Source organism: Streptomyces triticirhizae (genome assembly GCF_003696235.1).
Lineage (GTDB): Bacteria > Actinomycetota > Actinomycetes > Streptomycetales > Streptomycetaceae > Streptomyces > Streptomyces triticirhizae.
In genome coordinates this window covers 51888-75086 of record NZ_RFFJ01000006.1, presented here as the reverse complement: position 1 = coordinate 75086, position 23199 = coordinate 51888, and the positions used below count along the sequence as shown (strand labels likewise).

At 73.7% G+C, this 23199-nt stretch carries 21 protein-coding genes, 1 tRNA gene and 2 pseudogenes; 14 read left to right on the top strand and 10 right to left on the bottom strand.

Going from position 1 to position 23199, the window contains the following annotated elements; translation table 11 throughout:
• Positions 1–155 precede the first annotated feature (155 nt).
• The gene (locus tag EBN88_RS02845) at positions 156–2744 is read left to right on the top strand and encodes an ABC transporter permease (protein ID WP_122182172.1); all 2589 of its coding nucleotides are present in this window, start codon (positions 156–158) and stop codon (positions 2742–2744) included.
• Between the two features lie 173 nt (positions 2745–2917).
• Here the strand turns inward: EBN88_RS02845 and EBN88_RS02840 are convergent, their stop codons facing one another.
• Together EBN88_RS02840 and EBN88_RS02835 are read right to left on the bottom strand one after the other, a co-directional pair.
• Complete coding sequence (locus tag EBN88_RS02840) at positions 2918–3631, bottom strand: permease prefix domain 1-containing protein (RefSeq protein ID WP_122182171.1); 714 nt, start codon at positions 3629–3631, stop codon at positions 2918–2920.
• Entirely contained in the window at positions 3628–3981 is a 354-nt protein-coding gene (locus EBN88_RS02835) for a PadR family transcriptional regulator (protein WP_122182170.1), read from the bottom strand. Before EBN88_RS02835 ends, EBN88_RS02840 begins: the two co-directional genes overlap by 4 nt.
• Positions 3982–4062: 81 nt before the next feature.
• Between EBN88_RS02835 and EBN88_RS02830 the strand changes: the two genes are divergently transcribed.
• Positions 4063–4560, top strand: coding sequence for a DUF2269 family protein (locus tag EBN88_RS02830; RefSeq protein WP_122182169.1), 498 nt, complete (start codon positions 4063–4065; stop codon positions 4558–4560).
• A gap of 1046 nt (positions 4561–5606) precedes the next feature.
• Here the strand turns inward: EBN88_RS02830 and EBN88_RS02820 are convergent.
• Positions 5607–6680, bottom strand: a complete 1074-nt coding sequence (locus EBN88_RS02820) for a LacI family DNA-binding transcriptional regulator (RefSeq protein ID WP_233580399.1) — start codon at positions 6678–6680, stop codon at positions 5607–5609.
• 236 nt (positions 6681–6916) lie between these two features.
• Between EBN88_RS02820 and EBN88_RS02815 the strand changes: the two genes are divergently transcribed.
• The 4 genes and pseudogenes from EBN88_RS02815 to EBN88_RS31465 form a co-directional block, all read left to right on the top strand.
• Entirely contained in the window at positions 6917–8923 is a 2007-nt protein-coding gene (locus EBN88_RS02815; RefSeq protein WP_122182167.1) for a cellulase family glycosylhydrolase, read from the top strand.
• 211 nt (positions 8924–9134) lie between these two features.
• Complete coding sequence (manD, locus tag EBN88_RS02810) at positions 9135–10364, top strand: D-mannonate dehydratase ManD (RefSeq protein ID WP_122182166.1); 1230 nt, start codon at positions 9135–9137, stop codon at positions 10362–10364.
• A 373-nt stretch (positions 10365–10737) separates the two neighbouring features.
• Entirely contained in the window at positions 10738–10947 is a 210-nt protein-coding gene (locus EBN88_RS31470; RefSeq protein WP_233580398.1) for a GyrI-like domain-containing protein, read from the top strand.
• A pseudogene (locus EBN88_RS31465) lies at positions 10944–11366 on the top strand (BtrH N-terminal domain-containing protein); the annotation flags it as partial. The gene EBN88_RS31470 and the pseudogene EBN88_RS31465, both read left to right, overlap by 4 nt.
• Positions 11367–11571: 205 nt before the next feature.
• On the opposite strand, the pseudogene EBN88_RS32640 reads toward EBN88_RS31465, so the two are convergent.
• The 4 genes and pseudogenes from EBN88_RS32640 to EBN88_RS02780 form a co-directional block, all read right to left on the bottom strand.
• Positions 11572–11967, bottom strand: a pseudogene (locus tag EBN88_RS32640) (DUF6596 domain-containing protein); the annotation flags it as partial.
• Between the two features lie 106 nt (positions 11968–12073).
• Positions 12074–12406: a sigma factor gene (locus EBN88_RS32635; RefSeq protein ID WP_122182164.1), complete on the bottom strand. Its 333-nt coding sequence runs from the start codon at positions 12404–12406 to the stop codon at positions 12074–12076.
• The gene (locus EBN88_RS02785; RefSeq protein ID WP_122182163.1) at positions 12406–12732 is read right to left on the bottom strand and encodes a YciI family protein; all 327 of its coding nucleotides are present in this window, start codon (positions 12730–12732) and stop codon (positions 12406–12408) included. The genes EBN88_RS32635 and EBN88_RS02785 overlap by 1 nt, the downstream gene beginning before the upstream one ends.
• Positions 12729–12995 (bottom strand): hypothetical protein, encoded by a 267-nt coding sequence (locus EBN88_RS02780; protein WP_147472627.1) that lies wholly within the window; start codon positions 12993–12995, stop codon positions 12729–12731. The genes EBN88_RS02785 and EBN88_RS02780 overlap by 4 nt, the downstream gene beginning before the upstream one ends.
• Positions 12996–13039: 44 nt before the next feature.
• Here EBN88_RS02780 and EBN88_RS02775 point away from each other — a divergent pair, with 44 nt between their 5' ends.
• Positions 13040–13348 carry a dihydrofolate reductase family protein gene (locus tag EBN88_RS02775; RefSeq protein ID WP_233580397.1) on the top strand — a complete coding sequence of 103 codons (309 nt, stop codon included), beginning with the start codon at positions 13040–13042 and terminating at the stop codon, positions 13346–13348.
• Positions 13349–13445: 97 nt separating this feature from the next.
• Entirely contained in the window at positions 13446–13676 is a 231-nt protein-coding gene (locus EBN88_RS02770; RefSeq protein ID WP_122182160.1) for a hypothetical protein, read from the top strand.
• Here the strand turns inward: EBN88_RS02770 and EBN88_RS02765 are convergent.
• The gene (locus EBN88_RS02765) at positions 13631–14056 is read right to left on the bottom strand and encodes a winged helix-turn-helix transcriptional regulator (RefSeq protein ID WP_122182159.1); all 426 of its coding nucleotides are present in this window, start codon (positions 14054–14056) and stop codon (positions 13631–13633) included. The genes EBN88_RS02770 and EBN88_RS02765 overlap by 46 nt on opposite strands.
• Positions 14057–14257: 201 nt before the next feature.
• Between EBN88_RS02765 and EBN88_RS02760 the strand changes: the two genes are divergently transcribed.
• Positions 14258–15088: an NAD(P)-dependent oxidoreductase gene (locus tag EBN88_RS02760; RefSeq protein ID WP_233580402.1), complete on the top strand. Its 831-nt coding sequence runs from the start codon at positions 14258–14260 to the stop codon at positions 15086–15088.
• Between the two features lie 220 nt (positions 15089–15308).
• Here EBN88_RS02760 and EBN88_RS02755 read toward each other — a convergent pair whose 3' ends face one another.
• A complete protein-coding gene (locus tag EBN88_RS02755; protein WP_122182157.1) occupies positions 15309–15962 on the bottom strand; it encodes an HNH endonuclease family protein in 654 nt (217 codons plus the stop codon).
• A 337-nt stretch (positions 15963–16299) separates the two neighbouring features.
• Here EBN88_RS02755 and EBN88_RS02750 point away from each other — a divergent pair, with 337 nt between their 5' ends.
• Positions 16300–16779 carry an OsmC family protein gene (locus tag EBN88_RS02750; RefSeq protein ID WP_122182156.1) on the top strand — a complete coding sequence of 160 codons (480 nt, stop codon included), beginning with the start codon at positions 16300–16302 and terminating at the stop codon, positions 16777–16779.
• A 133-nt stretch (positions 16780–16912) separates the two neighbouring features.
• Positions 16913–20455, top strand: a complete 3543-nt coding sequence (gene mfd / locus EBN88_RS02745) for a transcription-repair coupling factor (protein ID WP_122182155.1) — start codon at positions 16913–16915, stop codon at positions 20453–20455.
• Positions 20456–20474: 19 nt separating this feature from the next.
• On the opposite strand, the gene EBN88_RS02740 is transcribed toward mfd, so the two are convergent.
• Positions 20475–20546: transfer RNA gene (locus tag EBN88_RS02740), tRNA-Gln, on the bottom strand.
• Positions 20547–20793: 247 nt separating this feature from the next.
• On the opposite strand from EBN88_RS02740, the gene EBN88_RS02735 reads away from it, so the two are divergent.
• The 3 genes from EBN88_RS02735 to EBN88_RS02725 all read left to right on the top strand — a co-directional run bounded on the left by EBN88_RS02735 (position 20794) and on the right by EBN88_RS02725 (position 23192).
• The gene (locus EBN88_RS02735; protein WP_407703365.1) at positions 20794–21360 is read left to right on the top strand and encodes a fluoride efflux transporter FluC; all 567 of its coding nucleotides are present in this window, start codon (positions 20794–20796) and stop codon (positions 21358–21360) included.
• A complete protein-coding gene (crcB, locus tag EBN88_RS02730; protein ID WP_122182154.1) occupies positions 21357–21734 on the top strand; it encodes a fluoride efflux transporter CrcB in 378 nt (125 codons plus the stop codon). The genes EBN88_RS02735 and crcB overlap by 4 nt, the downstream gene beginning before the upstream one ends.
• Positions 21735–21824: 90 nt before the next feature.
• Positions 21825–23192 carry a sensor histidine kinase gene (locus tag EBN88_RS02725; RefSeq protein WP_122182153.1) on the top strand — a complete coding sequence of 456 codons (1368 nt, stop codon included), beginning with the start codon at positions 21825–21827 and terminating at the stop codon, positions 23190–23192.
• Positions 23193–23199 lie beyond the last annotated feature (7 nt).

Here is a 23199-nt window from a genome sequence, read left to right as displayed (position 1 = left end):
GTCACCCACGACCCCGTCGCCGCCTCCTACGCCGACCGCATCGTCTTCCTCGCCGACGGCCACATCGTCGACGAGATGCGCGACCCCACCGCCGACCGCGTCCTCGACCGGATGCGCAACTTCGACACCGGTCAGCAGGGATGGAGCCGCACGTCATGACGGTCCTCAAGACATCGCTGCGCAGCTTCTACGCGCACAAGTGGCGCATGGTGCTGTCCGGCATGGCGGTCGTGCTGTCGGTGGCGTTCGTCTGCGGGACGCTGGTCTTCACGGCCACCATGAACAACACGTTCAGCAAGCTGTTCGACGTCACCGCCTCCAACGTGGTGATCAGCTCGGCCGAGTCCGACATCGCGGACGACTTCGCCGGCACCGGCGGCTCGACGGGCAAGCCGGACACCATCCCGGGCACGCTGGAGCAGGAGCTGGCGGGGGTGGCCGGCGTCGACCGGATCACCGGGTCCATCGTCTCCACCTCGGCGATGGCCATCGACCAGGACAACGAGAGCATCAGCCCGACCTCGGGCGCCCCCACCATCGCGGCCAACTGGACGGCGATCGACGAGCGTTCGATGACCATCACCGACGGCGCGCCGCCGGAGGGCGGCGAGCAGGTGATGATCGACGCGGACACCGCCGAGAACGCGGACCTGGCGCTGGGTGACCCGCTGCGGCTGCTCACCGCCTTCGGCGACTACGAGCTGACCGTCAGCGGCATAGCGGAGTTCGAGACCACCAACCCGGGCGCGGCGCTGATCTATCTGGACACCGAGTCCGCCCGCGAGTACCTGCTGGGTGGCGCGGCGGAGCTGACCAACGTCTATGTGGACTCCGACGGCAGCGTCTCCGACGCCCAACTGAAGGACGCCATCGCCGCCACGGTCGGCGCGGACACCTACAAGCTCCAGACCGCCGACGAGTACATCGAGGAGAACAGCGACGCGGTCGGCCAGGCCCTGTCGATCCTCGAGTACGTGCTGCTGGGCTTCGCCGGCATCGCGCTGCTGGTCGGGATCTTCCTGATCGTCAACACGTTCTCCATGCTCGTCGCCCAACGCACCCGCGAGATCGGCCTGATGCGCGCCATCGGCTCCAGCCGCCGCCAGGTCAACCGCTCCGTGCTGATCGAGGCCCTGCTGCTGGGCGTGATCGCCTCGCTGATCGGCTTCGGCGTGGGCATCGGCCTCGCGGTCGGGCTGATGGCGCTGATGAGCGCGCTGGGCATGAAGCTCAGCACGGACGACCTGCTGATCGAGCCCTCGGTGCCGATCATCGGCGTTGTCCTGGGCGTGCTGGTCACCCTCATCGCGGCCTATGTCCCGGCGCGGCGGGCCGGCCGGATCAGCCCGATGGCGGCCCTGCGGGACGCCGGGATGCCGGGTGACGTGCGCGCCGGCCGGATACGGGCCACCCTGGGCGCGGTGTTGACCATCGCCGGACTGGGCTTCCTCGCCCTCACCGGCTCGGTGGACGAGGCGTCCGCGGGCGCCGGATATCTGGCGCTGGGCGTGCTGCTCAGCCTGGTGGGCCTGGTCATCGTCGGCCCCTCCCTGGTGAACCTGGTGGTCAAGGGGCTGAGCGTGGTCCTGCTGCGCGGCTTCGGCCCGGTCGGCCGGCTGGCCGAGCGCAACGCGCTGCGCAACCCGCGGCGCACGGGCGCCACCGCCACCGCGCTGATGATCGGCCTCTCGCTGGTGGCCGGCCTCTCGGTGGTCGGCTCCTCGATGGTGGCCTCGGCCACCGACCAGATCGACTCCTCGCTGGGCGCCGACTACGTGGTGGTCTCGGAGACGCCCGGCGGCATCGTCCCCGAGATCACCGGGGCGGTCTCCGTCGAGCGGATACCCGAGCTGGACCACGTCAGCGAGTACCGGCTCGCGGACGTCGACGTCACGCTGGACTCCGGCGAGGAGATCGAGGTGATGGCGGGCGCGGTGCCGGAGACCTTCTCCGCCGACGTCGACGTCACCGTCGTCGAGGGCGACATCGAGGCGGCCTACGCACCCGGCGGGCTCTCCGTCGGGGAGGACGACGCGGAGGAGCACGGGATCGCGCTCGGCGACCAGGTCCTGGTGGCCTTCGACGGCGGCGGCGAGACCACCCTCACCGTGGAGGCGATCCTCTCCGACGACGCGGCGGTGCTCACCGGCACCTGGATGTTCAACCAGCAGGAGATGCTGGACAACGCGACGGAGGCGCCGCTGCCGTTCGCCCTCTACGCCGGGGCGAAGGACGGCCAGGAGGACGCGGCCCGCGAGGCGTTGGACGCGGCGGTCACGCCGTACCCGCAGGTCGAGGTCCGCGACCAGGCCGAGTTCAAGGAGCTGATCGAGGGCTCGGTCAGCCAGATGCTCAACATGGTCTACGGCCTGCTGGCGCTGGCGATCATCGTGGCGGTCCTCGGCGTGGTCAACACGCTGGCCCTGTCCGTGGTCGAACGCACCCGCGAGATCGGCCTGATGCGGGCCATCGGCCTCTCCCGGCTCCAACTGCGCCGCATGATACGGCTGGAGTCCGTGGTGATCGCCCTCTTCGGCGCGCTGCTGGGCCTGGGCCTCGGCATGGCCTGGGGCACGGCCGGCCAGCGGCTGCTCGCCCTGGAGGGGATGCCGGTCCTGGAGATCCCGTGGGGCACCATCATCGCCGTCTTCCTCGGCTCGGCCGTGGTCGGCCTGCTCGCCGCGCTGCTGCCCGCCTTCCGGGCCGGCCGGATGAACGTGCTGAACGCGATCGCCACCGAGTGACTGGGCGACCGGTGGTCGCCTGACCGGGAGATCCCCGGTCGGCGGCCCCGACCTCCGCGCGCGGGGCCGCGACCCTTCACCACCGGGTCGCGGCCCCGCGCCGTCCCCCTCCCACCGGCCGTCGCGCCGTCGCGCCGTTTCGCCGTGGGCGGTCGGGCGTTCGGGCGTTCGGCTCAGGCCGGCGCCGGCAGCCGGGCGCAGCGGCGGCAGGCGCGGGCGGAGGACGCCACCCAGGCGTGGCAGGCGGCCGACGCCAACCCGGCCAACGCCACCAGCGGCCAGTGGGTGGCCAGCGCGGCGACCAGGGTCAGCGCGAGCGCCGAGCCGGCCATCGCGCCGCTCGCCGTGGTGCCCAACCAGCCCACGGCGCCCGGCAGTCCACGCGGCACCGGCAGCCAACGGCTGACCCGGCCCGTGCTGCCCAACGCCCACACCGCGCCCAGCGCCGCGACCGCCGCCACCCCCGCCAGTCCGAGGGCCAGCCACTGCGCCAGGTGCGGCAGCCACCCGTCCCGCGCGGGGTCGGCGTTCCGCAGCGGATACCAGCAGGCCAGCAGGAGCGGCGCGGTCAGCGCCACCGCCCGGGCGGTGTGCCGGGCCTGGGCGATGGTCAACTCCCGCTGGCAGCCGGGCGCCAGCTCCTCCGGCGTCCCGAACTCCCGCTCCGCCCGGCGGACGGCGTCCGCCGTCTCCCAGCCCGCGCCGCGCAGGGCGGCCACGGTGTCGGCGAACCCGTCCCCGATCTCCTCGACCAGCCGGGCCCTGGCCTTCGGCGGCCCCTGGAGCAGGTCGGCGAGCCTGGCCCGGTAGGCGAGCACCGCGTCGTCGGCGCCCCCGGCCCCGGTCCCGCCCCGCGCGCCTTCGGCCCGCAGGGCGCGGGCGCTCATGTGGCGTTCCCCGGCGTCGCGTTCCCCGGCGTAGCCGGGTCGAGGACCGCGCCGATCGCCGAGGTGAACGCGCGCCAGTCCGCGCGCTTCCCGGCCAGGGCGGCGCGCCCGGCGTCCGTCAACTGGTAGCAGCGCCGCCGCCGTTCGCCGATCGACTCCCAGTCGCTGCTGAGCAGGCCCTGGCGCTCCAGCCGGTTCAGCGCCGGATAGATGGTGCCGGTGCGCAGGTCGAGCGCCCCTCCGCTGCGCCGCTGCACGGCGGTGATGATCGCGTAGCCGTGGAGTGGCCCCTGTTCCAGCACGGCCAGCAGCAGCCCGTCGAGATGTCCGCGTACCGCGTCTGCCTTCATGAGTAGGCAGCCTACCTAAACGTGGACTTGGCGTGCTACATATTGGCAGGCAATATATTGGCAAGAGAACGGGAGCCCGTCGTGGCCACGTTGCTGCTGTCCCTGCACGTCCTCGCGGCGATCCTCACGGTTGGGCCGATCACCGTCGCCGCCTCGCTCTTCCCCCGCTACGCGCGCCAGGCCGCCGCCGCGACCGACGCCGAGCCCGATCCCGCCAGGTCCCTCGCGATAGCGGCCACGCTGCACCGGATCTGCCGGGGCTACGCGGCCGTCGGCGTCGCCGTCCCGGTCTTCGGCCTGGCCACCGGCGCCCAACTCGGCGTCCTCACCGACGCCTGGCTGCTGACCTCGCTGGCCCTCACGGTGCTGGCCGCCGCCCTGCTGGTGGTGGTGATCCTGCCCCGCCAGGAGGATCTGCTGCCCGATGGCCCGCCCGCCGAGCAGCGAGCCCCCGGGCCGGGCCGCGACGCGCGGGCGCTGGCCGCGCGACTGGCCATGTCCACCGGGGTGTTCAACGTGCTCTGGGCGGTCGTCGTCGTGCTGATGATCGTCCGCCCCGGCTCGACGACCAGCGCCTGACCGGCGCCGCGCGGCGCGACGCCGCCTACGCGCGGGAACGCCGCGTCGATGCCGTCACGGCCGTCCTCGACGACCTCGGCGCCGACCGTGCCACCGTCTGGGGATACTCGATGGGCGCCCTGACCGCCCCGGGCGTGGCCCGCCACGCGCCCGAACGCCGCGCCCCCGCCGTCGCGGGCTCCTGGGACCCGGTGGACGGCTTCGCCTCCGCGCTGGAACACGTGCTGCGGCAACTCGAACCGCCCGCCGACGCCGACGCGTTCGAACTCATCCGCCAGGGCGCGGCGGCGGTCCCCGCCCAGGCCGCCGTCATCGACGCGGCGGACGGCGCCGCGCCGCGCGCCGACGACGAGGCCCTCTCCCGCGACCGTGGCCTGGACGCCGGGCTGGCGTCCACCGGCGTCCCGATGCTGATGTACTGCGGCACGACCGACCCCTGGCGCGCCCCCATGCGCGGGGTCGCCGCGCGGGCTGGGGCCGGTCGGCGGACGTCCTGCCCGAGGTGCGACGCGTCCTCGCGGGGCGGTGACCGGCGAGCCCGGCGGCTCGCCGGGGCGGCGGGGCGCTGGGCGCTTCCGCTGTGCGGCCGGCGAGCCCGGCGGCCTCCCGTGTGGTGCGTGCGCCGAGTCGCCGGCCCGGCTTCGCCGTCGCGGCCGGACGAGGCCGGGAGAGCCCTCCCGCCGATGTCCGCCCGGCGGTTGGGCGAGGCCGCGCTCGGTTCGGTGGCCGTTCATCCTGCCGCGATCGGACCGCCCCGCCGTGGTGCCGCTGTCCTCCGCCCCATGGCCCGGTGTCGGTCCGCCAGTTGGCGCGGTTGCCCTCCGCCGTTGGCGCGCGCCTCCGCGAACTCGGCCTGGCCGCCGGGCGATCGAGCGCCCCCCGCCGCCAGGCGACCCACCTGCCGGCGAGGCGAACCACATCGGCCTGGCCGCCAGGCGAACCCCCTGCCAGCCGCCGGGCGACCGCGCGGCGGGGCTGCCGCCGGCCGGCGGGCCGGCGGCTCCGCTCAAGCCCAGCGGCCAGCGCCCAGCGCCCGGCGGCCAGCGTCACACGCCTGGCGCCGGTCCCGTCGATTCGCGGGGGATCAGACTCGGGGGGCGGACCGGCGGGGGCTGGGCCGATTCGGGGGAGCCGTCGAGGAGGGCGAACATCGCCGTCGCGGCCGACCGGCCCAGTTGGACGAGGTCCTGCCCGATGGTGGTCAGCCTCGGGTAGACCAACTCCCCGATCGGCAGGTCGTCATAGCCGACGATCGACAGGTCGCGTGGCACATCGAAGCCCAGGCGGCGGGCGGCGCTCATGCCCGCAACGGCCATCGTGTCGTTGGCGAAGAGCACGGCGGTCGGCCGCCGTTCCGGCTCGGCCAGCAACCGGCGCACCGCCCGCACCGCCGCGTCGGCGGTGAACTCGGAGACGACGATCCGCGTCGGCCGCAGCCCGCGTTCCTCCAGGGCGGCCTCGAAGACCCGCCGGCGGAACACCGTGTGCACCCGGTCCTCGGGCCCGGACACATAGGCGATGTGCCGGTGCCCCAGGTCCGCGAGGTGTTCGACGGCCTCCCTGATCCCGGCGTCCTGCTCCCCGCCGGCGCGCACGGAGACGACCGGGTCGTCCTGCCAGGGCGTGCCCACCAGCACGGCGGGCAGCCGCAGTTGACGCAGCAGTTCGAACCGGGTGTCGCCGATCCGGCTCTCGGTGAGGATCACCCCGTCGACCCGACGTTCCTCGGCGAGCCGCCGGTAGGCGCGTTCCTCGGCGCTCGGTTCCTCGCCCACTATGTGCAGCAGCAGGCCGTAGTCGGCGGGCGCCAGTTCGGCCTCGATACCGGAGATCAGCACGGAGAAGTGCGGGTCGGCGGCGAGCACGTCCGCCGCGCGCCCGGCGACCATCCCGATCGCCCGGGTGCGCGCCCCGCGCAGCGCCACCGCCGTGGCCGAGGGCGACCAGCGCAGCTTCTCCGCCGCGTCCAGCACCCGCTGGCGGGTGGGGGGCGAGATGCCGGGACGGTTGTTGACGACCTTGGAGACGGCGGAGACGGAAACCCCGGCCAGCGCCGCCACATCGGCGATCGTCGGCTTGTCGGACCGTTTCCCGCGTCGAGGGCCCTGCTGTGCTGCCAAGCGTCCTGTCCGTCCTGCCCGTTCGGTCCTGCCCGTTCGGTGCGACCAGGGGCCGCGCCGAGAACCGCGCCCGGAAACCCGTCCCCGCCGCATGAAGAAAACGTTGTCGAGCGGCGAATTGTACGGCATGGTAGCGCGCCATCTCGTGCCGCTCAATCCCTCGACAGACGCCTAGTAAAACGATATACCGGTGGAGGACCAGACGGCCGAACACAAGGGATCAAGGGATCACAGGCATGAGGCGCAACGCGGCCAAGCTCCGCATCACCCCGGGGACCAGCTCCGTCCCCACCGCCGGCGAGGACGGGGCGACCGTCTGGATCGGCGTCAACTACTGGTCCCGCACCGGCGGACCGCTGATGTGGCGGGACTACCGGCCCGAGGTGATCGACGAGGAGCTGAGCACGATGCGTGAGCACGGCATCACGCTCACCCGGTCGTTCTTCTTCTGGCCGGACTTCATGCCGGCCGAGAACACCCTCGACCCCAGGATGCTGGCCCACTACGACGACTTCCTGGACCGGCACCGTGCCCAGGGGATGCACACCATTCCGACCTTCCTCGTCGGCCACATGTCGGGGCAGAACTGGGACCCGGTCTGGCGCGGCGGGCGCGACATCTTCGCCGACCCCTCGTTCGTCGCCCAACAGGAGTGGTACGTCCGCGAGTTGACCGCCCGCTGGAAGGACCACCCGGCGGTTGCCGGCTGGCTGCTGACCAACGAGATCCCGATCTACGGCGACTGGCGTTCCCGTGGCATCGGCACCCTGGACGCCACCACGGTGACCGCCTGGGCGAAGACCCTGGTGAACGCGGTCCGTTCCACCGGCGCCACCCAGCCGGTCTCGGTCGGGGACGGCGCCTGGGGCGTGGAGATGACCGGCGCGGACAACGGGTTCCGGGTCCGGGAGCTGGAGCCGTTGATCGACTTCCACGGCCCGCACGTCTACCGGATGGAGACGGACCCGGTCCGCCAGCACCTCGGCGCCGCGTTCGTCTGCGAGCTGCTCGACATCGGCGGAAAGCCGGTGATCATGGAGGAGTTCGGCGTCACCTCGGACTATGTCTCCGAGGAGAACGCCGCCCACTACTACCGGCAGATCCTGCACAACACCCTGCTGGCCGGTGCCACCGGCTGGATGCCGTGGAACAACACGGACTACGACGCGCTCTGGGACCAGGAGCCCTACAGCCACCACCCGTTCGAGATGCACTTCGGCATCACCGACGACGCCGGGCGGCCCAAGGAGCAGCTGCGCGAGGTGAAGCGGTTCACCGAACTGCTGGCGCGGGTCGACTTCCCCCGGCTGAGCCGGCCGGACACCGACGTGGCGCTGGTGGTCTCCTCGTTCCTGGAGAAGATGTACCCGTTCACCCAACCCGAGGACGCCAGCAGCGTGCTCAACCACACGCGGCAGGCGTATGTGGCGGCGCGCGAGGCGGACCTGCCGGTGGGCGTGGCGCGCGAGGCGGACGGCCTGCCGGACGACTGCGCGCTCTATCTGCTGCCGTCCGCCAAGCAGTTGACCGCCGGCGGCTGGCGGCACCTGGTGGCGCGCGCCGAGGCGGGCGCGACGGTCTACGCGTCGTTCTTCATGGGCGAGCACATCGTGCAGCGGGGCCCGTGGTGGCCGAAGCTCGACGAGACGTTCGGTGTCGTGAAGAAGCTGCGGTACGGGCTGACCGAGCCCATCGAGGACGACGAGCTGGTGCTCACCTTCCAGCGGGACTTCGGCACCATCGCCGCCGGCGAGCGGCTGGTCTTCGCGGTGGCCGGCACCGAGAACTCGCGTTCCTATCTGCCCGTGGAGCCCGACGGCGCCGAGGTGGTGGCCACCGACGCGCACGGCCGCCCCGCGCTGCTGAGGCGCCGGGTGGGCGAGGGCCAACTGGTGCTCTCCACCTACCCGTTGGAGCACATGGCGGCCGTCACGCCCCGGGTCAACCCGGAGCCGACGTGGCGGCTTTACGCGGCGCTGGCCGCCGAGGCCGGGGCGACGCCCGAGGTGTCCGTGGACGATCCCCGGGTGCTGGTGGGGCGGATGGCGCACGAGGACGGGCGGTCGTTCGTCTGGTTCGTCAGCCAGAGCGACGGGCCGCTGTCCGTGACCCCGACCCTGGCGGGCGGCGGCCGGCTGCGCGGCCTGGGCGACGGGAACGGCGGGGACGGCGGGGAGCTGTCCACGGTGGACCTGGCACCCTATGGCGTGGTGGTCGCCGAACTCGTTGACGGGCAACGTTGACGGGGCGTGTTGACGGACCGCGTTGACGGACCGTGTTCGACGGAGCCGGCGGCGAACCCCGTCGCCGGCCCGCCGGGCGCGGCGCCGCGCCCGTGACCGCCCGAGCGCGGGCCGGGAAGAGCCGGGAAGAGCCGGGAAGAGCCGGGGAAAGACCCGAGGAAGACCCAAGAAAAAGGGGAGAGCGGGACGCATGTCACGCATCGAGACACCCATGCGGATCGAGTCCGCCGAGACGATCGTCACCAGCCCGGGCCGGAACTTCGTCACCCTGCGGATCACCACCGCCGACGGCGTCACCGGCCTGGGCGACGCCACTCTCAACGGCCGTGAGCTGGCCGTGGAGAGCTATCTCCGCGACCACGTCGTGCCGTTGCTCATCGGCCGGGACGCCGCGCGGATCGAGGACACCTGGCAGTACCTCTACCGGGGCGCGTACTGGCGGCGCGGCCCGGTGACCATGGCCGCCATCGCCGCCGTGGACACCGCGCTGTGGGACATCAAGGCCAAGGCGGCCGGGATGCCGCTGTACCAGCTGCTCGGCGGCGCCTCGCGCAGCGGGGCCCTGGCCTACGGCCACGCCTCGGGCCGGGACGTGCCCGAGCTGCTGGACTCGATCCGGGCGCACCTGGACGCCGGCTACCGGGCGATCCGGGTGCAGACCGGCATCCCGGGCCTGGACTCGGTCTACGGGGTGGCCGCCTCGGCGGCCGGCGACGGCGAGCGCTACGACTACGAGCCGGCCCGCCGGACCCCGCTGCCCGTCGAGGAGAGCTGGGACACCCGGGCCTATCTGCGTCATGTGCCCTCGGTCTTCGAGGCGGTGCGCAACGAGTTCGGCCCCGAACTGCCGCTGCTGCACGACGGCCACCACCGGATGACGCCGATCCAGGCGGCCAGGCTGGGCAAGGCGGTCGAGCCGTACGACCTGTTCTGGCTGGAGGACGCGACGCCCGGCGAGGACCAGGCGGCGCTGCGGCTGATCCGGCAGCACACCACCACGCCGCTGGCCATCGGCGAGGTGTTCAACTCGGTGCACGACTACACCACGTTGCTCACCGAGCGGCTGATCGACTACGTGCGTTCGGCGGTCACCCACACCGGCGGCGTCACGGCGATGAAGAAGCTGCTGGACCTGGCGGCCGTCTACGGCGCCAAGTCCGGCATCCACGGGCCGACGGACATCTCGCCGGTGGGCATGGCCGCCGCGCTCCACCTGGACCTGGCCATCCACAACTTCGGCATCCAGGAGTACATGCGGCACGACCCGCGCACCCTGGAGGTCTTCCGGACCTCCTACACCTTCACGGACGGGCTGCTCCACCCCGGCGAGAACCCGGGGCTCGGCGTCGAGTTGGACGACGGGGCCGCCGCCCGTTTCCCGTACGAGGCGGCGTACCTGCCGGTGAACCGGCTGCTGGACGGCACCGTTCACGACTGGTAGCCACCGGTCCGCGCCGTGGTGGACCCCCCCCGGGGGGGTGGGCCCACCACGGGCGGGTGCGCGACGGACTCCTCACCAGCGGGCGCTTCGCCCGCCTCTGCCGGCTGAGCGTGAAGCAGCCGCGGCACTACGACGCGCTGGGGCCGCTGGAACGGCTGGCGGTGGTGCGGACGGTCTGCGCGCCGGCGGAGATCGGGTGGCGGTTCGGGGAGTGCGTGGCCCGGCTGCTGTCCGCGCTCGACGCGGCGGGCGTGGCGTGGGAGCCGCCGCTGTGCGGGCTCTACCCGCTGGACCTGGGAGAACGCGCCGAGATCGCCGTCGGGGTGCCCGTTCGGTCCGGTGGCGGGCCCAACCCGGCCTGGAGCGAACGGAGTTGCCCGGTGGGCTGGCGGCCGGGACCACCCGTGTCGGGCCCTACGCCCATCTGCCGCTGGCCTACCACGCGTTCTTCGCCTCGCTCCACGAGCACGGGTTGTGCCCCGGGGCGCCGGTGCGCGAGACCTGTCTGGTCGGGCCGGCCGAGGCGCCGCCGGGGGAGTGGGTGACGCGGGTGACCGTTCCGCTGCTGGAGGACGCGGCATGACCGGCGACGGCATGACCGGCGACGGCATGACCGGCGACGCCATGACCGGCGACGGGGCGGTGCGGCGGGTGCCCGGCGTCGAGCCGAGGGGCGGGCCGCACTGCGAGACCACGGCCCTGGGGTGCTGCTGCGACACCGGGGGCTCCGACCTGTCGGAGCCGCCGCTCTTCGGCCTCGGCGCCGGGCTGTCGTTCGTCTACCGGGACGCGAAGTACCTGGACTTCCCCTTTCTCGGCGGCCGGGTCAGACCCTTCGAACTCACCAGGAACCTGGCCGCCAGGATGGGCCTCGCACCCGTCGTCCGGGAGACCACCTCGCCCCGCAGGGCCTGGCAGAACGTGGCGGGCCCGATCGACGCCGGCCACCCCGTCGGGCTGCGACTCGACAGCCACCACCTGGAGTACTTCGGCTCCCGGGCGCACTTCGGCGGCCATGTCGTCGCGCTGTACGGCTACGACGACCGCGACGCGTTCCTGGTGGTGGCCGCGCCGGCGCAGCAGGTCGGCCCGGGCGGCCGGCAGCAGGTGGTAGCCGGCGAGCGCGCCCGAAGCGGCCAGCGCGGCCCAGCCCCTCCTCGATCCCGGCCCGCCGCCAGCGGGAGCGGTCCTGCTCCTCCAGCGGAACCAGCTCGCCCGCCGCGTCGAGCCGCGCCGGCCGCCGCGCGTCATGGAGCAGCGCCAACGCCAGGAGCCCGGCCGCCTCGGGCTCGTCCGGCGGCAACGCGGTCAGCAGCCGGGCCAATCTGATCGTCTCCGCGCAGAGATCAACGCGAACGGGCGGACCCTCCCGATCACTTCCGCTCAGATAGCCCTCGTCGAAGAGCAGATAGACCACGGCGAGCACGCCGGGAAGCCGCTCGCTGAGCAGCCGACCGGTCGGGACCCGGAACGGGATGGCGGCGTGCCGGATCTTGTTCTTCGCCCGCACCAACCGCTGCGCCATGGTGGGTTCGGGGACCAGGAAGGCGCGGGCGATCTCGGCGGTGGTCAGGCCACACAGCGCGCGCAGGGTGAGGGCCACCCGGCCGGCGAGCGGCAGCGCCGGGTGGCAGCAGCTGAAGACCAGCTGCGGCAGGTCGTCCGCCGGCCCCTCGTCCTCCGCCAACTCCGGTGCCGGCGCGACGGGTTCACCGCCCGGGCCGGCCACCGTCGGCCAGGGCGCGTTCGCCGGCCAGCTGGCGGAGCCTGGCCTTCTCGGTGGCCGCCCGGCACAGCCGGTCCACGGCCCGGTCGCGGGCGACGGTGGTCAGCCAGGCCCCGGGCCGCTCGGGGACCCCCTCGCGCGGCCAGCGCTCCAGCGCGCGGGCGAACGCGTCCTGCGCGCACTCCTCCGCCAACTCCCAGTCGCCGGTGGCGCGGATCAGGGTGGCCACCACCCGGCCCCACTCCGCCCGCCCGGCCTCGGCGACCGCATCGGCCACCGTGTCGCCGCGCTCTCCCGGGGGCCGTCCCTCGACCATCACTCGGTCCAGAACGGTCGCACCTCGATCATCCCGAAGCGGGCCATCGGATGCCGGGCGGCCACCTCGATCGCCTCGTCCAGATCGGCGCACTCGATCACGTCGAAGCCGCCCATCTGCTCCTTGGTCGCGGCGAACGGCCCGTCGGTGAGCAGCGTCTCGCCGCCCCGCACCCGCACCGTGGTGGCGTCCTCGGCCGGCCGCACCCGGTCGCCGAAGAGCCGGACGCCCCTGGCCTCGGTCTCCTCGACCCAGGCGGTCGGGTCGAGTTCGCCCTCCTCGGCCTCGATCGGCCCCTCCGAACAGATCAACAGCAGGTACTTCACAGGTCCTCTCCCGCCTCGCTCGTCGTCGCCCCGGCCGAACGCGCCAGGGCCAGCAGAGTGCGCCTCATCCCGTCCCTCAGCTGCGACAGCCGGCCGTCGAGCGCGCCGGGGGAGCGAAGTGTCGCCTCCCTGGCGCCCGTCAGGCCCGGGCCGTGGACGAGGGACTGCCGCACCGCCGTCCTGTCGGGCAGCGCGTCCGGCGTGAGGCCATAACACCAGAGCGAACCGGGTCGCTCCGGGTCGGCGCGCTCGTCCAGCACCACCCAGGCGAAACGCTCCGGCCGCCGGGCCTCCGTGACTGGAACGGGTGCCGGCCGCCGCGGTCGAACTGGTGTCGACCGACCCGGTCGAGCGGGTGCGCCGGCTGAAGCGCGAGCCAGGGCGCGACCTGTGGCTGATCGGCGGCGCCGGGCTGGCCAGGTCCCTCCACACCGAGATCGACCGGCTGGTGGTCAAGCTGGCCCCGCTGACCATCGGCGCCGGCGTGCCACTCTTCTCCCGGGAGGCCGAGTTCAACCCGGCCGTCTGGGACCTCACCGACCACCACGCGCTGGCGGGCGGCGCGCTCTTCCTCACCTATGACCGCACGCGTCCACAGGATCACCCCACGCCCTGACCAGCCCGGTCGACCGACCTCCGAGGCCGGGAGGTAACGTTGAGTGCCGTGGTTGTGACGGGACGCGCAACCCTGGCCCAACTCGGGGAGTTTCAGCATGGGCGGAGACATCGGCGGGGAGTTCGACGGAGGGGATGACGACTGCGACGGGCCGCATCGACAGTGCCAGGCGTGCAGCGGCCAGCGGGTGGAGATCCGCGAGACCCTCTACCTGGCCGCCTCGGGGCAGGCCCAGGGCGTGGCCGCGCCCCATGTCTGCTGGCACTGCGCGGGCCACGGCTTCTACTGCGTGGCGGCCTCCCGCTGCGTGACCCCGGTGGCCGGCTGACCACCCGCCGCGCCACCACCCGCCGCGTCGCCGGCCGGCGCGGCCCGGTGGGTGGCGCCGCCCAGCACGTGCTCCCGGCCCCACGCGCCGAGCGGCCCCAGCGCCTCGTTGAGGGAACGGCCCAGCGGCGTCAGCGAGTAGCTCACATGCGGGGGCACCTCGTCCCGCACCTCCCGGCGCACGATCCGGTCGGCCTCCAACTCCCGCAGATGGGAGGCCAGCACCTTCTCCGAGACGCCGGGCAGCGCCCGGCGCAGCTCGCCGAAGCGGTGGGGGCGCTCGTCCAGGGCCCAGAGGATCAGCACCTTCCACTTGCCGCCGATCACATCCATCGCGGCGTCGATGCCGCACGTGTACCTCGGGCGCGGTGTGGTCGTCATCGGTCAGCCCTCCCAGCCGCACACTCACCCCGGCGTAACCACCCACTCCGAAGTGCGTACTTGTCGCCCGTCCCGACCCGGACAAGTCTAGGCGGCATGACCAACACCCCCTCCGTCACCGAGTCCTCCCCTGCCACCGCCCGGGCCGCCGAGCCCGGCGAACACCGCCCCCGTTCCCTCTCGCTGCTGGGCCTGGGCGCCATGGGCACCGCGCTGGCCAGAACCTGGCTGGCCGCCGGCCACCGGGTGACCGTCTGGAACCGGACGCCGGCCCGCGCCGAGCCCCTGCGGGCGCTGGGCGCCACCGTCGCCGGCAGCGCCGCCGAGGCCGTGGCCGCCAACGACCTCGTGGTGCTCTGCCTGTTGGACGACGCCTCCGTCGGCGAGACCCTCGCCGGGGCCCAGCTGGCCGGCCGCGACCTGGTGAACCTCACCACCTCGACGCCGGCCGACGCCCGGGCCTGGGCCGCCCGGGCGGCCGGGAGGGGAGCGCGCTTCCTCGACGGCGGGATCATGGCCGTTCCCCCGATGATCGGCGTGCCCGAGGCCGGCGGCTATGTCTTCTACTCCGGCTCGGCCGAACTCTTCGCCGCCCACGAGGAGATCCTCGCCGTGCCCGCCGAAGCCCGCTATGTGGGCGAGGACGCCGGCCTGGCCGCGCTCCACGACGTCGCGCTGCTCAGCGCCATGAGCGGGATGTTCGCCGGGATCACCCACGCCTTCGCGCTGGTCCGCGAGGCCGACGTGGACCTCGGGAGCTTCTCCGGGCTGCTGGCCGACTGGCTGGTGGCGATGGCGCGGGTGGCGGTGACGGGGGAACAGAAGGCGGAGAAGGGCGAGGACCAGGGCGACGTGGCGTCGAACCTGGCGATGCAGGTGGCCGGCAACGTCACCCTGCTGCGCACGGCCGAGCAACAGGGCGTCAGCGCCGAGCTGTTGACCCCCTACATGGAGCTGATGGAGCGGGCCGTCGCCGAGGGCCATGGCGACAGCGACGGCTCCGTGCTGGCGGAGCTGCTGACCGCGCACTGAGCGCCACCCCCACGCCGCGCCGAGGTCGGGGAGGGGCGACGAGCCGTCGTCGGCGAGCGGGAGGCCCGGGGTGATCAGGCTGGTGCGTCGTTCCATGCGCCGGACACTACAGTCCGCCACTGACAGTCACTCAACGTGCCGACCGCAGGGCGGTGTTCCGCACCGGCCCGGCCGGTGCGGAACACGTGCGACGCCCGGGGCCCGAGGAGGGGCCGCGCGGTCAGCAGCCGTTGAGGATGCTGCTGAGCGCGCTCTTCTCCGAGGAGTCGACCGACAGCCCGTAGTAGTGCTTCACCTGCACCCAGGCCCTGGCGTAGACGCAGTGGTAGGAGCTGCGCGGCGGCAGCCACTCGGCCGGGTCCTTGTCGCCCTTGGCCTGGTTGACGTTGTCCGTCACCGCCAACAGCTGGGGTCGCGTCAGGTCGTTGGCGAAGCTCTCGCGGCGCGCGGTGGTCCAGGAGCCGGCGCCGGAGTCCCAGGCCTCGGCCAGCGGCACCAGGTGGTCGATGTCCACGTCGGAGGCGGCGGTCCAGGTGGCGCCGTCGTAGGGGGAGTACCAACTTCCGCTGATCGCGGCGCAGCTGTTGTCGGTCTCCACGTTGCTGCCGTCGCGCTGGAGGATGACCTCGCGGGTGTTGCAGTTGCCGCCCTGGCTGCTCCAGTGGGGGAAGAGGTCGCGGTTGTAGCCGGTGCGGTCCTCGGCGGCGACGGTGAGCTGGGAGAGATAGGTGCGGGCCGTCGAGGCGGCGATGGGGGTGGGGAGGGCGGCCTGTGCCGATGGTCCGGTGAACAGGGCCGCCAGGGATATCAGTCCGGTGAGCGCCGCCAGCAGGGACAACCTGCGACGCGCGTAGACGCTGGGGGTGCGTGACACGCGAACTCCCTTGGTGTGGGGGTGAATTCGGCGCGGCGGAGCCGCGCGGGCAACACCGGCTCAGCATGTCGCCGTAACGTTTCCGCCTGGCATGGCCCAGGTTACAAGTCGAGGGCATGGACACGTCAGATGTGGGATGTGGCGAACCCGTGCCGGCTTCTCCCGCGCCCCCCAACGGAGTTGTGGACCGGACCGGAGCCGCCGCCCCGCCCGGCCGCCGGCCGGGACCGGACCGGCGAGGATGGGGCGAGGATGGGGCGAGGATGGGGCGAGGATGGGGCCAAGATGGGAGACGCGCCGCGGAAGCGCACAGCGACGAGCACCGGAGGTCGGTCTGATGGGTCAGCCGCGTGAACACCGTTACTCGGTCGGGGTCACCTGGACCGGGAACACCGGCGAGGGAACGGCCGGCTACCGGAAGTTCGCCCGCGACCACCGGGTGGCCGTCTCCGGCAAGCCGGTGATCGAGGGCAGCGCCGACCCCGCGTTCGTCGGCGACCCCGCCCGCTGGAACCCGGAGGAGCTGCTGGTCGCCTCGCTCGCCCAGTGCCACATGCTCACCTATCTGGCCCTCTGCTCCCTCAAGCGGGTGCGGGTGGTGGACTACCGGGACGCCGCCGAGGGGCTGATGCGGGAGTCGGCCGGGGTCGGCGAGTTCGTCGAGGTCACGCTGAACCCGGTCGTCGAGGTGGCCGAGGAGTCCATGATCGATCTGGCCAGCGCGCTCCACGAGGACGCCCACCGGGACTGCTTCATCGCCCGGTCGGTCGGCTTCCCCGTGCGGCACCTGCCGACCATCACCGTTGCCGGAAGCTGATCGTCCCAGGGCACGCGTACCCTGGTAGACCCCCGGCCCGCAGCGCGTGCCGGGCGCTTCGTGTTGCCCGCCGCGCAGGCCCTCCCACCCGGGCCACCGCGCGCCGGGCCCGGCCAACCGGGATGGATACCTCATGAGCCTGCACGGCCTGCTCGACGCCGTCATCCAGGAGCCCGCCCTGGGCGAGGCGGTCTCCGCCGCCCGCGACGGCGGTCGCCCGCACCTCGACCTGGTGGGGCCACCCGCCGCACGGCCGCTCGCCGTCGCGGCGCTGGCCAGGTCGGCCGGGCGGACCGTGCTCGCCGTCACGGCGACCGGCCGGGAGGCCGAGGACCTGGCCGCCGCGCTGCGCTCGCTGCTGCCCGCCGACGGCGTGGTGGAGTTCCCCTCCTGGGAGACGCTGCCGCACGAGCGGCTCTCGCCGCGCGCCGACACCGTCGGCCGGCGGCTCGCCGTGCTGCGCCGGCTCGCCCACCCCAAGGCGGACGACCCGGGCGCGGGACCGGTCTCGGTGGTCGTGGCCCCGGTGCGTTCGGTGCTCCAGCCGCAGGTCGCCGGCCTCGGCGACCTGGAGCCGGTCGCGCTGCGCAACGGGCAGACCGCCGACCTCTCCCGGGTGACCGAGGCGCTGGCGGCCGCCGCCTACAGCAGGGTCGAACTGGTCGAGAAGCGCGGCGAGTTCGCGGTGCGCGGCGGCATCCTTGACGTCTTCCCGCCCACCGAGGAGCACCCGCTGCGGGTGGAGTTCTGGGGCGACGAGGTCGAGGAGGTCCGCTACTTCAAGGTGGCCGACCAGCGTTCGCTTGAGGTCGCCGAGCACGGCCTGTGGGCGCCGCCCTGCCGGGAGCTGCTGCTGACCGAGGAGGTGCGGCGGCGCGCGGCTGAGCTGGCCGTCGAGCACCCCGAACTGGACGAGCTGCTGGGGAAGATCGCCGAGGGCGTCGCCGTCGAGGGCATGGAGTCGCTGGCGCCGGTGCTGGTCGACGAGATGGAGCTGCTGCTGGACGTGCTGCCGGTGAACAGCCTCGTCATGCTCTGCGACCCCGAGCGCATCCGCTCCCGCGCGGCCGACCTGGTGGCGACCAGCCAGGAGTTCCTCCAGGCGTCCTGGGCCGCCGCCGCGATGGTGGACAGCGGCGACGCCCCCATCGACGTGGGCGCCGCCAGCCTCCGTGGCCTCGCCGAGGTGCGGGAGCGGGCCGCCGAACTCGGCCTGCCCTGGTGGTCGGTCTCGCCGTTCTCGCCCGACGAGGAGCTGGACGCGGACACCGTGCGCCTGGGCCTGAGGGCCCCCGAGAGCTACCGGGGCGACGTCTCCCGCGCGCTGGCCGACACCAAGGGCTGGCTGGCCGACGGCTGGCGCGTGGTCTATCTCACGGAGGCCCAGGGCCCGGCCGCGCGGACCGTCGAGGTGCTGGGCGGCGAGGGCGTCCCGGCCCGGCTCGACCCGGAGCTGACCGGCGAGATCGCGCCCTCCGTCGTCCATGTCTCCTGTGGCGCGCTGGAACACGGCTTCCTGGCGCCCGAGTCCTCCCTCGTCGTGCTCACCGAGACCGACCTGACGGGCCAGCGGGCCGCGGGCCGGGAGGGCGCGCGGATGCCGGCCCGCCGCCGCAAGGCGCTGGACCCGCTGACCCTGGAGACCGGCGACTACATCGTCCACGAGCAGCACGGCGTGGGCCGCTACATCGAGATGGTGCAGCGCACCGTGCAGGGCGCCACCCGCGAGTACCTGCTGGTGGAGTACGCGCCGGCCAAGCGGGGGCAGCCGGGCGACCGGCTGTTCGTGCCGACCGACCAGCTGGACCAGGTGACCAGGTACGTCGGCGGCGAGGCGCCCACGCTGCACCGGCTGGGCGGCGCGGACTGGACGAAGACCAAGGCGCGGGCGCGGAAGGCGGTCAAGGAGATCGCCGCCGACCTGATCAAGCTCTACTCGGCGCGGATGGCCGCCCCCGGCCACGCGTTCGGCGGCGACACCCCCTGGCAGCGGGAGCTGGAGGACGCGTTCCCTTACGCCGAGACCCCGGACCAGCTGACCACCATCGGCGAGGTGAAGGCCGACATGGAGCGCTCCGTTCCGATGGACCGGCTGGTCTGCGGCGACGTCGGCTACGGCAAGACCGAGATCGCGGTGCGGGCGGCGTTCAAGGCGGTGCAGGACGGCAAGCAGGTCGCGGTGCTGGTGCCCACCACGCTGTTGGTGCAGCAGCACTTCGGCACGTTCTCGGAGCGGTACGCGCAGTTCCCGGTCAGGGTCCGCCCGTTGAGCCGTTTCCAGTCCGACGCGGACGCGCGCGCCACCCTGGAGGGGCTGGCCGACGGCTCGGTCGACGTGGTGATCGGCACCCACCGGCTGTTCTCATCCGAGGTGAGGTTCAAGGACCTCGGCCTGGTGATCGTGGACGAGGAGCAGCGGTTCGGCGTCGAGCACAAGGAGCAGCTGAAGAAGCTGCGGGCCAACGTGGACGTGCTGACGATGTCGGCGACGCCGATCCCGCGCACCCTGGAGATGGCGGTCACCGGCATCAGGGAGATGTCGACGATCACCACGCCGCCGGAGGAGCGGCACCCCGTGCTGACCTTCGTGGGGCCCTACGAGGAGAAGCAGATCGGCGCGGCCATCCGGCGCGAACTGCTGCGCGAGGGCCAGGTGTTCTACATCCACAACCGGGTGGACTCCATCGACCGGGTCGCGGCCAGGCTCCGCCAGATCGTGCCCGAGGCGCGGATCGCCACCGCCCACGGGCAGATGGGCGAGGCGGCCCTGGAGCGGGTCGTCGTTGACTTCTGGGAGAAGCGGTTCGACGTGCTGGTCTCCACCACGATCGTGGAGTCCGGGATCGACATCTCCAACGCCAACACCCTGATCGTGGAGCGCGGCGACACCTTCGGCCTCTCCCAGCTGCACCAGCTGCGCGGCCGGGTCGGCCGGGGCAGGGAGCGGGGCTACGCCTACTTCCTGTACCCGCCGGAGAAGCCGCTGACGGAGACCGCGCACGAGCGGCTGGCGACGATCGCCCAGCACACCGAGATGGGCGCCGGCATGTACGTGGCGATGAAGGACCTGGAGATCAGGGGCGCGGGCAACCTGCTGGGCGGCGAGCAGTCCGGGCACATCGCTGGCGTGGGCTTCGACCTCTATGTGCGGATGGTCGGCGAGGCGGTCGCGGACTACCGGGCGGCGCTGGAGTCCGGTGGCGAGCCGGAGGAGACGCCGCTGGAGGTGAAGGTCGAGCTGCCGGTGGACGCGCACGTTCCGCACGACTACGCGCCGGGGGAGCGGCTGCGGCTCCAGGCGTACCGCTCGATCGCCGCCGCCACCACCGAGGAGGACATCGCGGCGGTCCGCGAGGAACTCGCCGACCGCTACGGCCCGTTGCCGGAGCCGGTGGAGAACCTGCTGCTGGTGGCCGGGCTGCGGATGCTGGCCAGGTCGTGCGGTGTGGGCGACATCACGCTCCAGGGCAGCCGGATCAGGTTCTCGCCGGTGGAGCTGCGGGAGTCCCAGGAGCTGCGGCTGAAGCGGCTCTACCCGGGCGCCGTGATCAAGGCGGCGACGAAGCAGGTGCTGGTGCCCAGGCCGACGACGGCCCGGGTGGGCGGTAAGCCGCTGACGGGGAGGGAACTGCTGGCCTGGACCGGGGAGTTCCTCACCACGATCCCGGGGAGCTGAGCGGAGAACCCAAGCTGGGCTCCCCCGCCAGGACTCGAACCTGGACACTACGAGTCAAAGTCGTATGTGCTGCCAATTACACCACGGGGGAAGGCGCGTCCACGGGACGCCGGTTGACCGGGGCCGCCCGATCGCCCCCCACACTATGCCAGCCCGGCGGCCCGCGTCGCGACGGCATACCCCGGGCCGGACGTACCCTGGGACCGGCCGACCGTGTCGGCCCGGGGAGGTGGGGCCCTCCCGATCCCGAACCGCGGCATCGGCGCCGCCAACGGTCCCTGCTCGTGATCATCGCGCCCGCCCGCCGGGCGCGACGTCGACGTGTGGGGAGTCGCACCGTGACCGCCGAAGGACCGTTCGCCGAGGGCCCGTTGGACGCTGAACCGTTGGCCGGGAGGGACGAGCGTCCTCGCCGGGCCGTCGGGCCCGAGCCGATCGACCCGGACCTGCCGGCGCCGCCGCCCGTTCCGCCGCCGACCGTGCTCGCGGTCGTCGCCGTGGGCGGCTCGCTGGGCGCGCTGGCCCGCTACGGCGCCGCGCTGCGCTGGCCGACGCCGCCCGGCGCGTTCCCCTGGACCACGCTCGTCGTCAACGTGCTGGGCTGCCTGCTGATCGGCTGCCTGCTGGTCGTCCTCACCGAGGTCCCGGCGCCCCACCCGCTGCTGCGGCCGTTCCTCGCCACCGGGGTGCTGGGCGGCTTCACGACCCTGTCCACCCACGCCGTCGACGTCGAGACGCTGCTGCGCGACGGGCGGGTGGCGGCCGGACTCGGCGCGCTGGGCGGGACGCTGGTCCTCGCGCTGCTCGCCGTCACCCTGGGCGCCTGGGGCGCCCGCCGGCTGGTGCGCCCCCTCCTCGCGCGCTGGGGAGCGCGCGCCGGCGGCGGGGGCGGGGGCGCGCGGTGAGCGGCTGGCTGCTGGTGGCGCTGGGCGGCGCGGTGGGGGCGCCGCTGCGCTACGCCGTGGACCGGGGGCTGCGGCGGTGGCACGAAGGACCGTTCCCCTGGGGCACCCTGCTGGTCAACCTCGCCGGCTCGCTGGTGCTCGGCGTCCTCACCGGCGCGACGCTCGCCGGCGCGGCCGGGGAGGGGCTCGGGCTGCTGCTGGGCACCGGGTTCTGCGGCGCGTTGACCACCTACTCGACGTTCTCCCACGAGACCCTGCGGCTGGCCGAGACCGGCCGCTGGCCGGCGGCTTTCGGCAATGTGCTGGCCTCGGTCGGCGGCGGACTCGGCGCCGCGTACGCCGGCCACGCCCTGGGGCTGCTGTGGTGGGCGTGAACGCGAGGGTGAACGTTCACACCGCCCTGTCGCTGGCCGGGTTTCCGCCCGACGGAAAACCGCGCCGCCCGCGCCCGTAGGCTGGTCGTCATGGATGCGAAGGGGGCGCCCACGGCCGGAGGTGACTTCCGCCTGCTGTGGTGGACGCGGCGGCGCAGCGTGGCGCTGGACGCGGGGCTCGCGGTGGTCTCGGCCACCGAGTGCGCGGTCCAGGGGGTGGGCTTCGCCGACCGGACCGGACTCCCGGTCGGGCTGGTCGTGGTGCCGGGTGCGCTGGCCGGGCTGGCGCTGCTGGTGCGGCGGCGCTGGCCGCTGGCCGTGATCCTCATCTCGATCGCCGTGCTGCCGGCCAACATGGGCGCCGTGCTGGCGCTCGTCGGCCTCTACACGCTCGCCACCACGGACGCGCCCCGCCGGGTGATCGCCGCGCTGGCCTGCATGGAGGGCCTGGGCACGGTCATCGTCACCTATCTGCTGCTGGACAACGACCCGGCGATCAGGGAGCAGGCCGTCCCGGTCTGGTTCCGGCCCCTGGTGGCGCTGCTCTTCGGCGTGGCCTCCGTGGTGCCGCCGGTGCTGCTGGGGATGTATGTCCGAGCCAGGAGACGGCTGGTGGAGACCCTGCGCGACCGGGCGCTCGGCCTGGAACGCGAGTTGGGGCTGCTGGCCGAGCGCGCCGAGGAGCGCGCCGAGTGGGCGCGCGACGAGGAACGGCGGCGCATCGCCCGGGAGATGCACGACGTGGTGGCACACCGGGTGAGCCTGATGGTGGTGCACGCCGCCGCCGTGCAGGCGGTGGCGCCCAAGGACCCGGAGAAGGCCGCGCGGAACGCCTCGTTGATCGGCGACATGGGCCGCCAGGCGCTGACCGAGCTGCGCACCATGCTGGGCGTGCTGCGCGCCGCCCCGGCCGGCGCTTCGGACGCCTCCCGGGCCTCGTCCCGGCTGGCCGAGATCGCCTCGGGCGCCGGCCAGGGCGAGCCGGCGGCGGACCGGGCGCCCGAGGGCGGCCGGCCGGCGCCGGCCGGCAACGGCGATGGGCCCCGGCTCACCGGGCTGCGGGCGCTGGTCGAGGAGTCGCGGGCGGCGGGGATGCGGGTGGAGCTGGCCGTCGAGGGCGAGCACCGCGACTATCCCGAGCAGGTGGAGTCCACGGCCTACCGGGTGGTCCAGGAGGCGCTGACCAATGTGCACAAGCACGCGGCCGGCGCGGCCGCCTGGGTGCGGCTGGCGCACCGGGACGGCGAGGTCGCCGTGCAGGTGCGCAACGAGGCGCCCGACGGCGCCGCCCGCCGCCCCGACGAGGCCAGGCTGCCCAGCGGGGGCAACGGCCTGGTCGGGATGCGGGAGCGGGTGACGGCGCTGGGCGGCGGCTTTGTCTCGGGCCCGACCGAGGAGGGCGGCTTCCGCGTCTCGGCGGTGATCCCGGACCGGCCGGGGGAGCACACGGGTGGCTGAGTGCGCC

Bases quoted from the DNA above. Each gene is read 5' to 3' on its own strand.
- EBN88_RS02815 (WP_122182167.1), top strand. From the start codon at position 6,917: ATGAGGCGCAACGCGGCCAAGCTCCGCATCACCCCGGGGACCAGCTCC.
- manD (WP_122182166.1), top strand. From the start codon at position 9,135: ATGCGGATCGAGTCCGCCGAGACGATCGTCACCAGCCCGGGCCGGAAC.
- EBN88_RS32635 (WP_122182164.1), bottom strand. From the start codon at position 12,406: ATGGTCGAGGGACGGCCCCCGGGAGAGCGCGGCGACACGGTGGCCGAT.
- EBN88_RS02835 (WP_122182170.1), bottom strand. From the start codon at position 3,981: ATGAAGGCAGACGCGGTACGCGGACATCTCGACGGGCTGCTGCTGGCC.
- EBN88_RS02765 (WP_122182159.1), bottom strand. From the start codon at position 14,056: ATGACGACCACACCGCGCCCGAGGTACACGTGCGGCATCGACGCCGCG.
- EBN88_RS02760 (WP_233580402.1), top strand. From the start codon at position 14,258: ATGGGCACCGCGCTGGCCAGAACCTGGCTGGCCGCCGGCCACCGGGTG.
- EBN88_RS02750 (WP_122182156.1), top strand. From the start codon at position 16,300: ATGGGTCAGCCGCGTGAACACCGTTACTCGGTCGGGGTCACCTGGACC.
- EBN88_RS02725 (WP_122182153.1), top strand. From the start codon at position 21,825: ATGGATGCGAAGGGGGCGCCCACGGCCGGAGGTGACTTCCGCCTGCTG.
- EBN88_RS02840 (WP_122182171.1), bottom strand. From the start codon at position 3,631: ATGAGCGCCCGCGCCCTGCGGGCCGAAGGCGCGCGGGGCGGGACCGGG.
- mfd (WP_122182155.1), top strand. From the start codon at position 16,913: ATGAGCCTGCACGGCCTGCTCGACGCCGTCATCCAGGAGCCCGCCCTG.
- EBN88_RS02845 (WP_122182172.1), top strand. From the start codon at position 156: ATGACGGTCCTCAAGACATCGCTGCGCAGCTTCTACGCGCACAAGTGG.
- EBN88_RS02770 (WP_122182160.1), top strand. From the start codon at position 13,446: ATGGGCGGAGACATCGGCGGGGAGTTCGACGGAGGGGATGACGACTGC.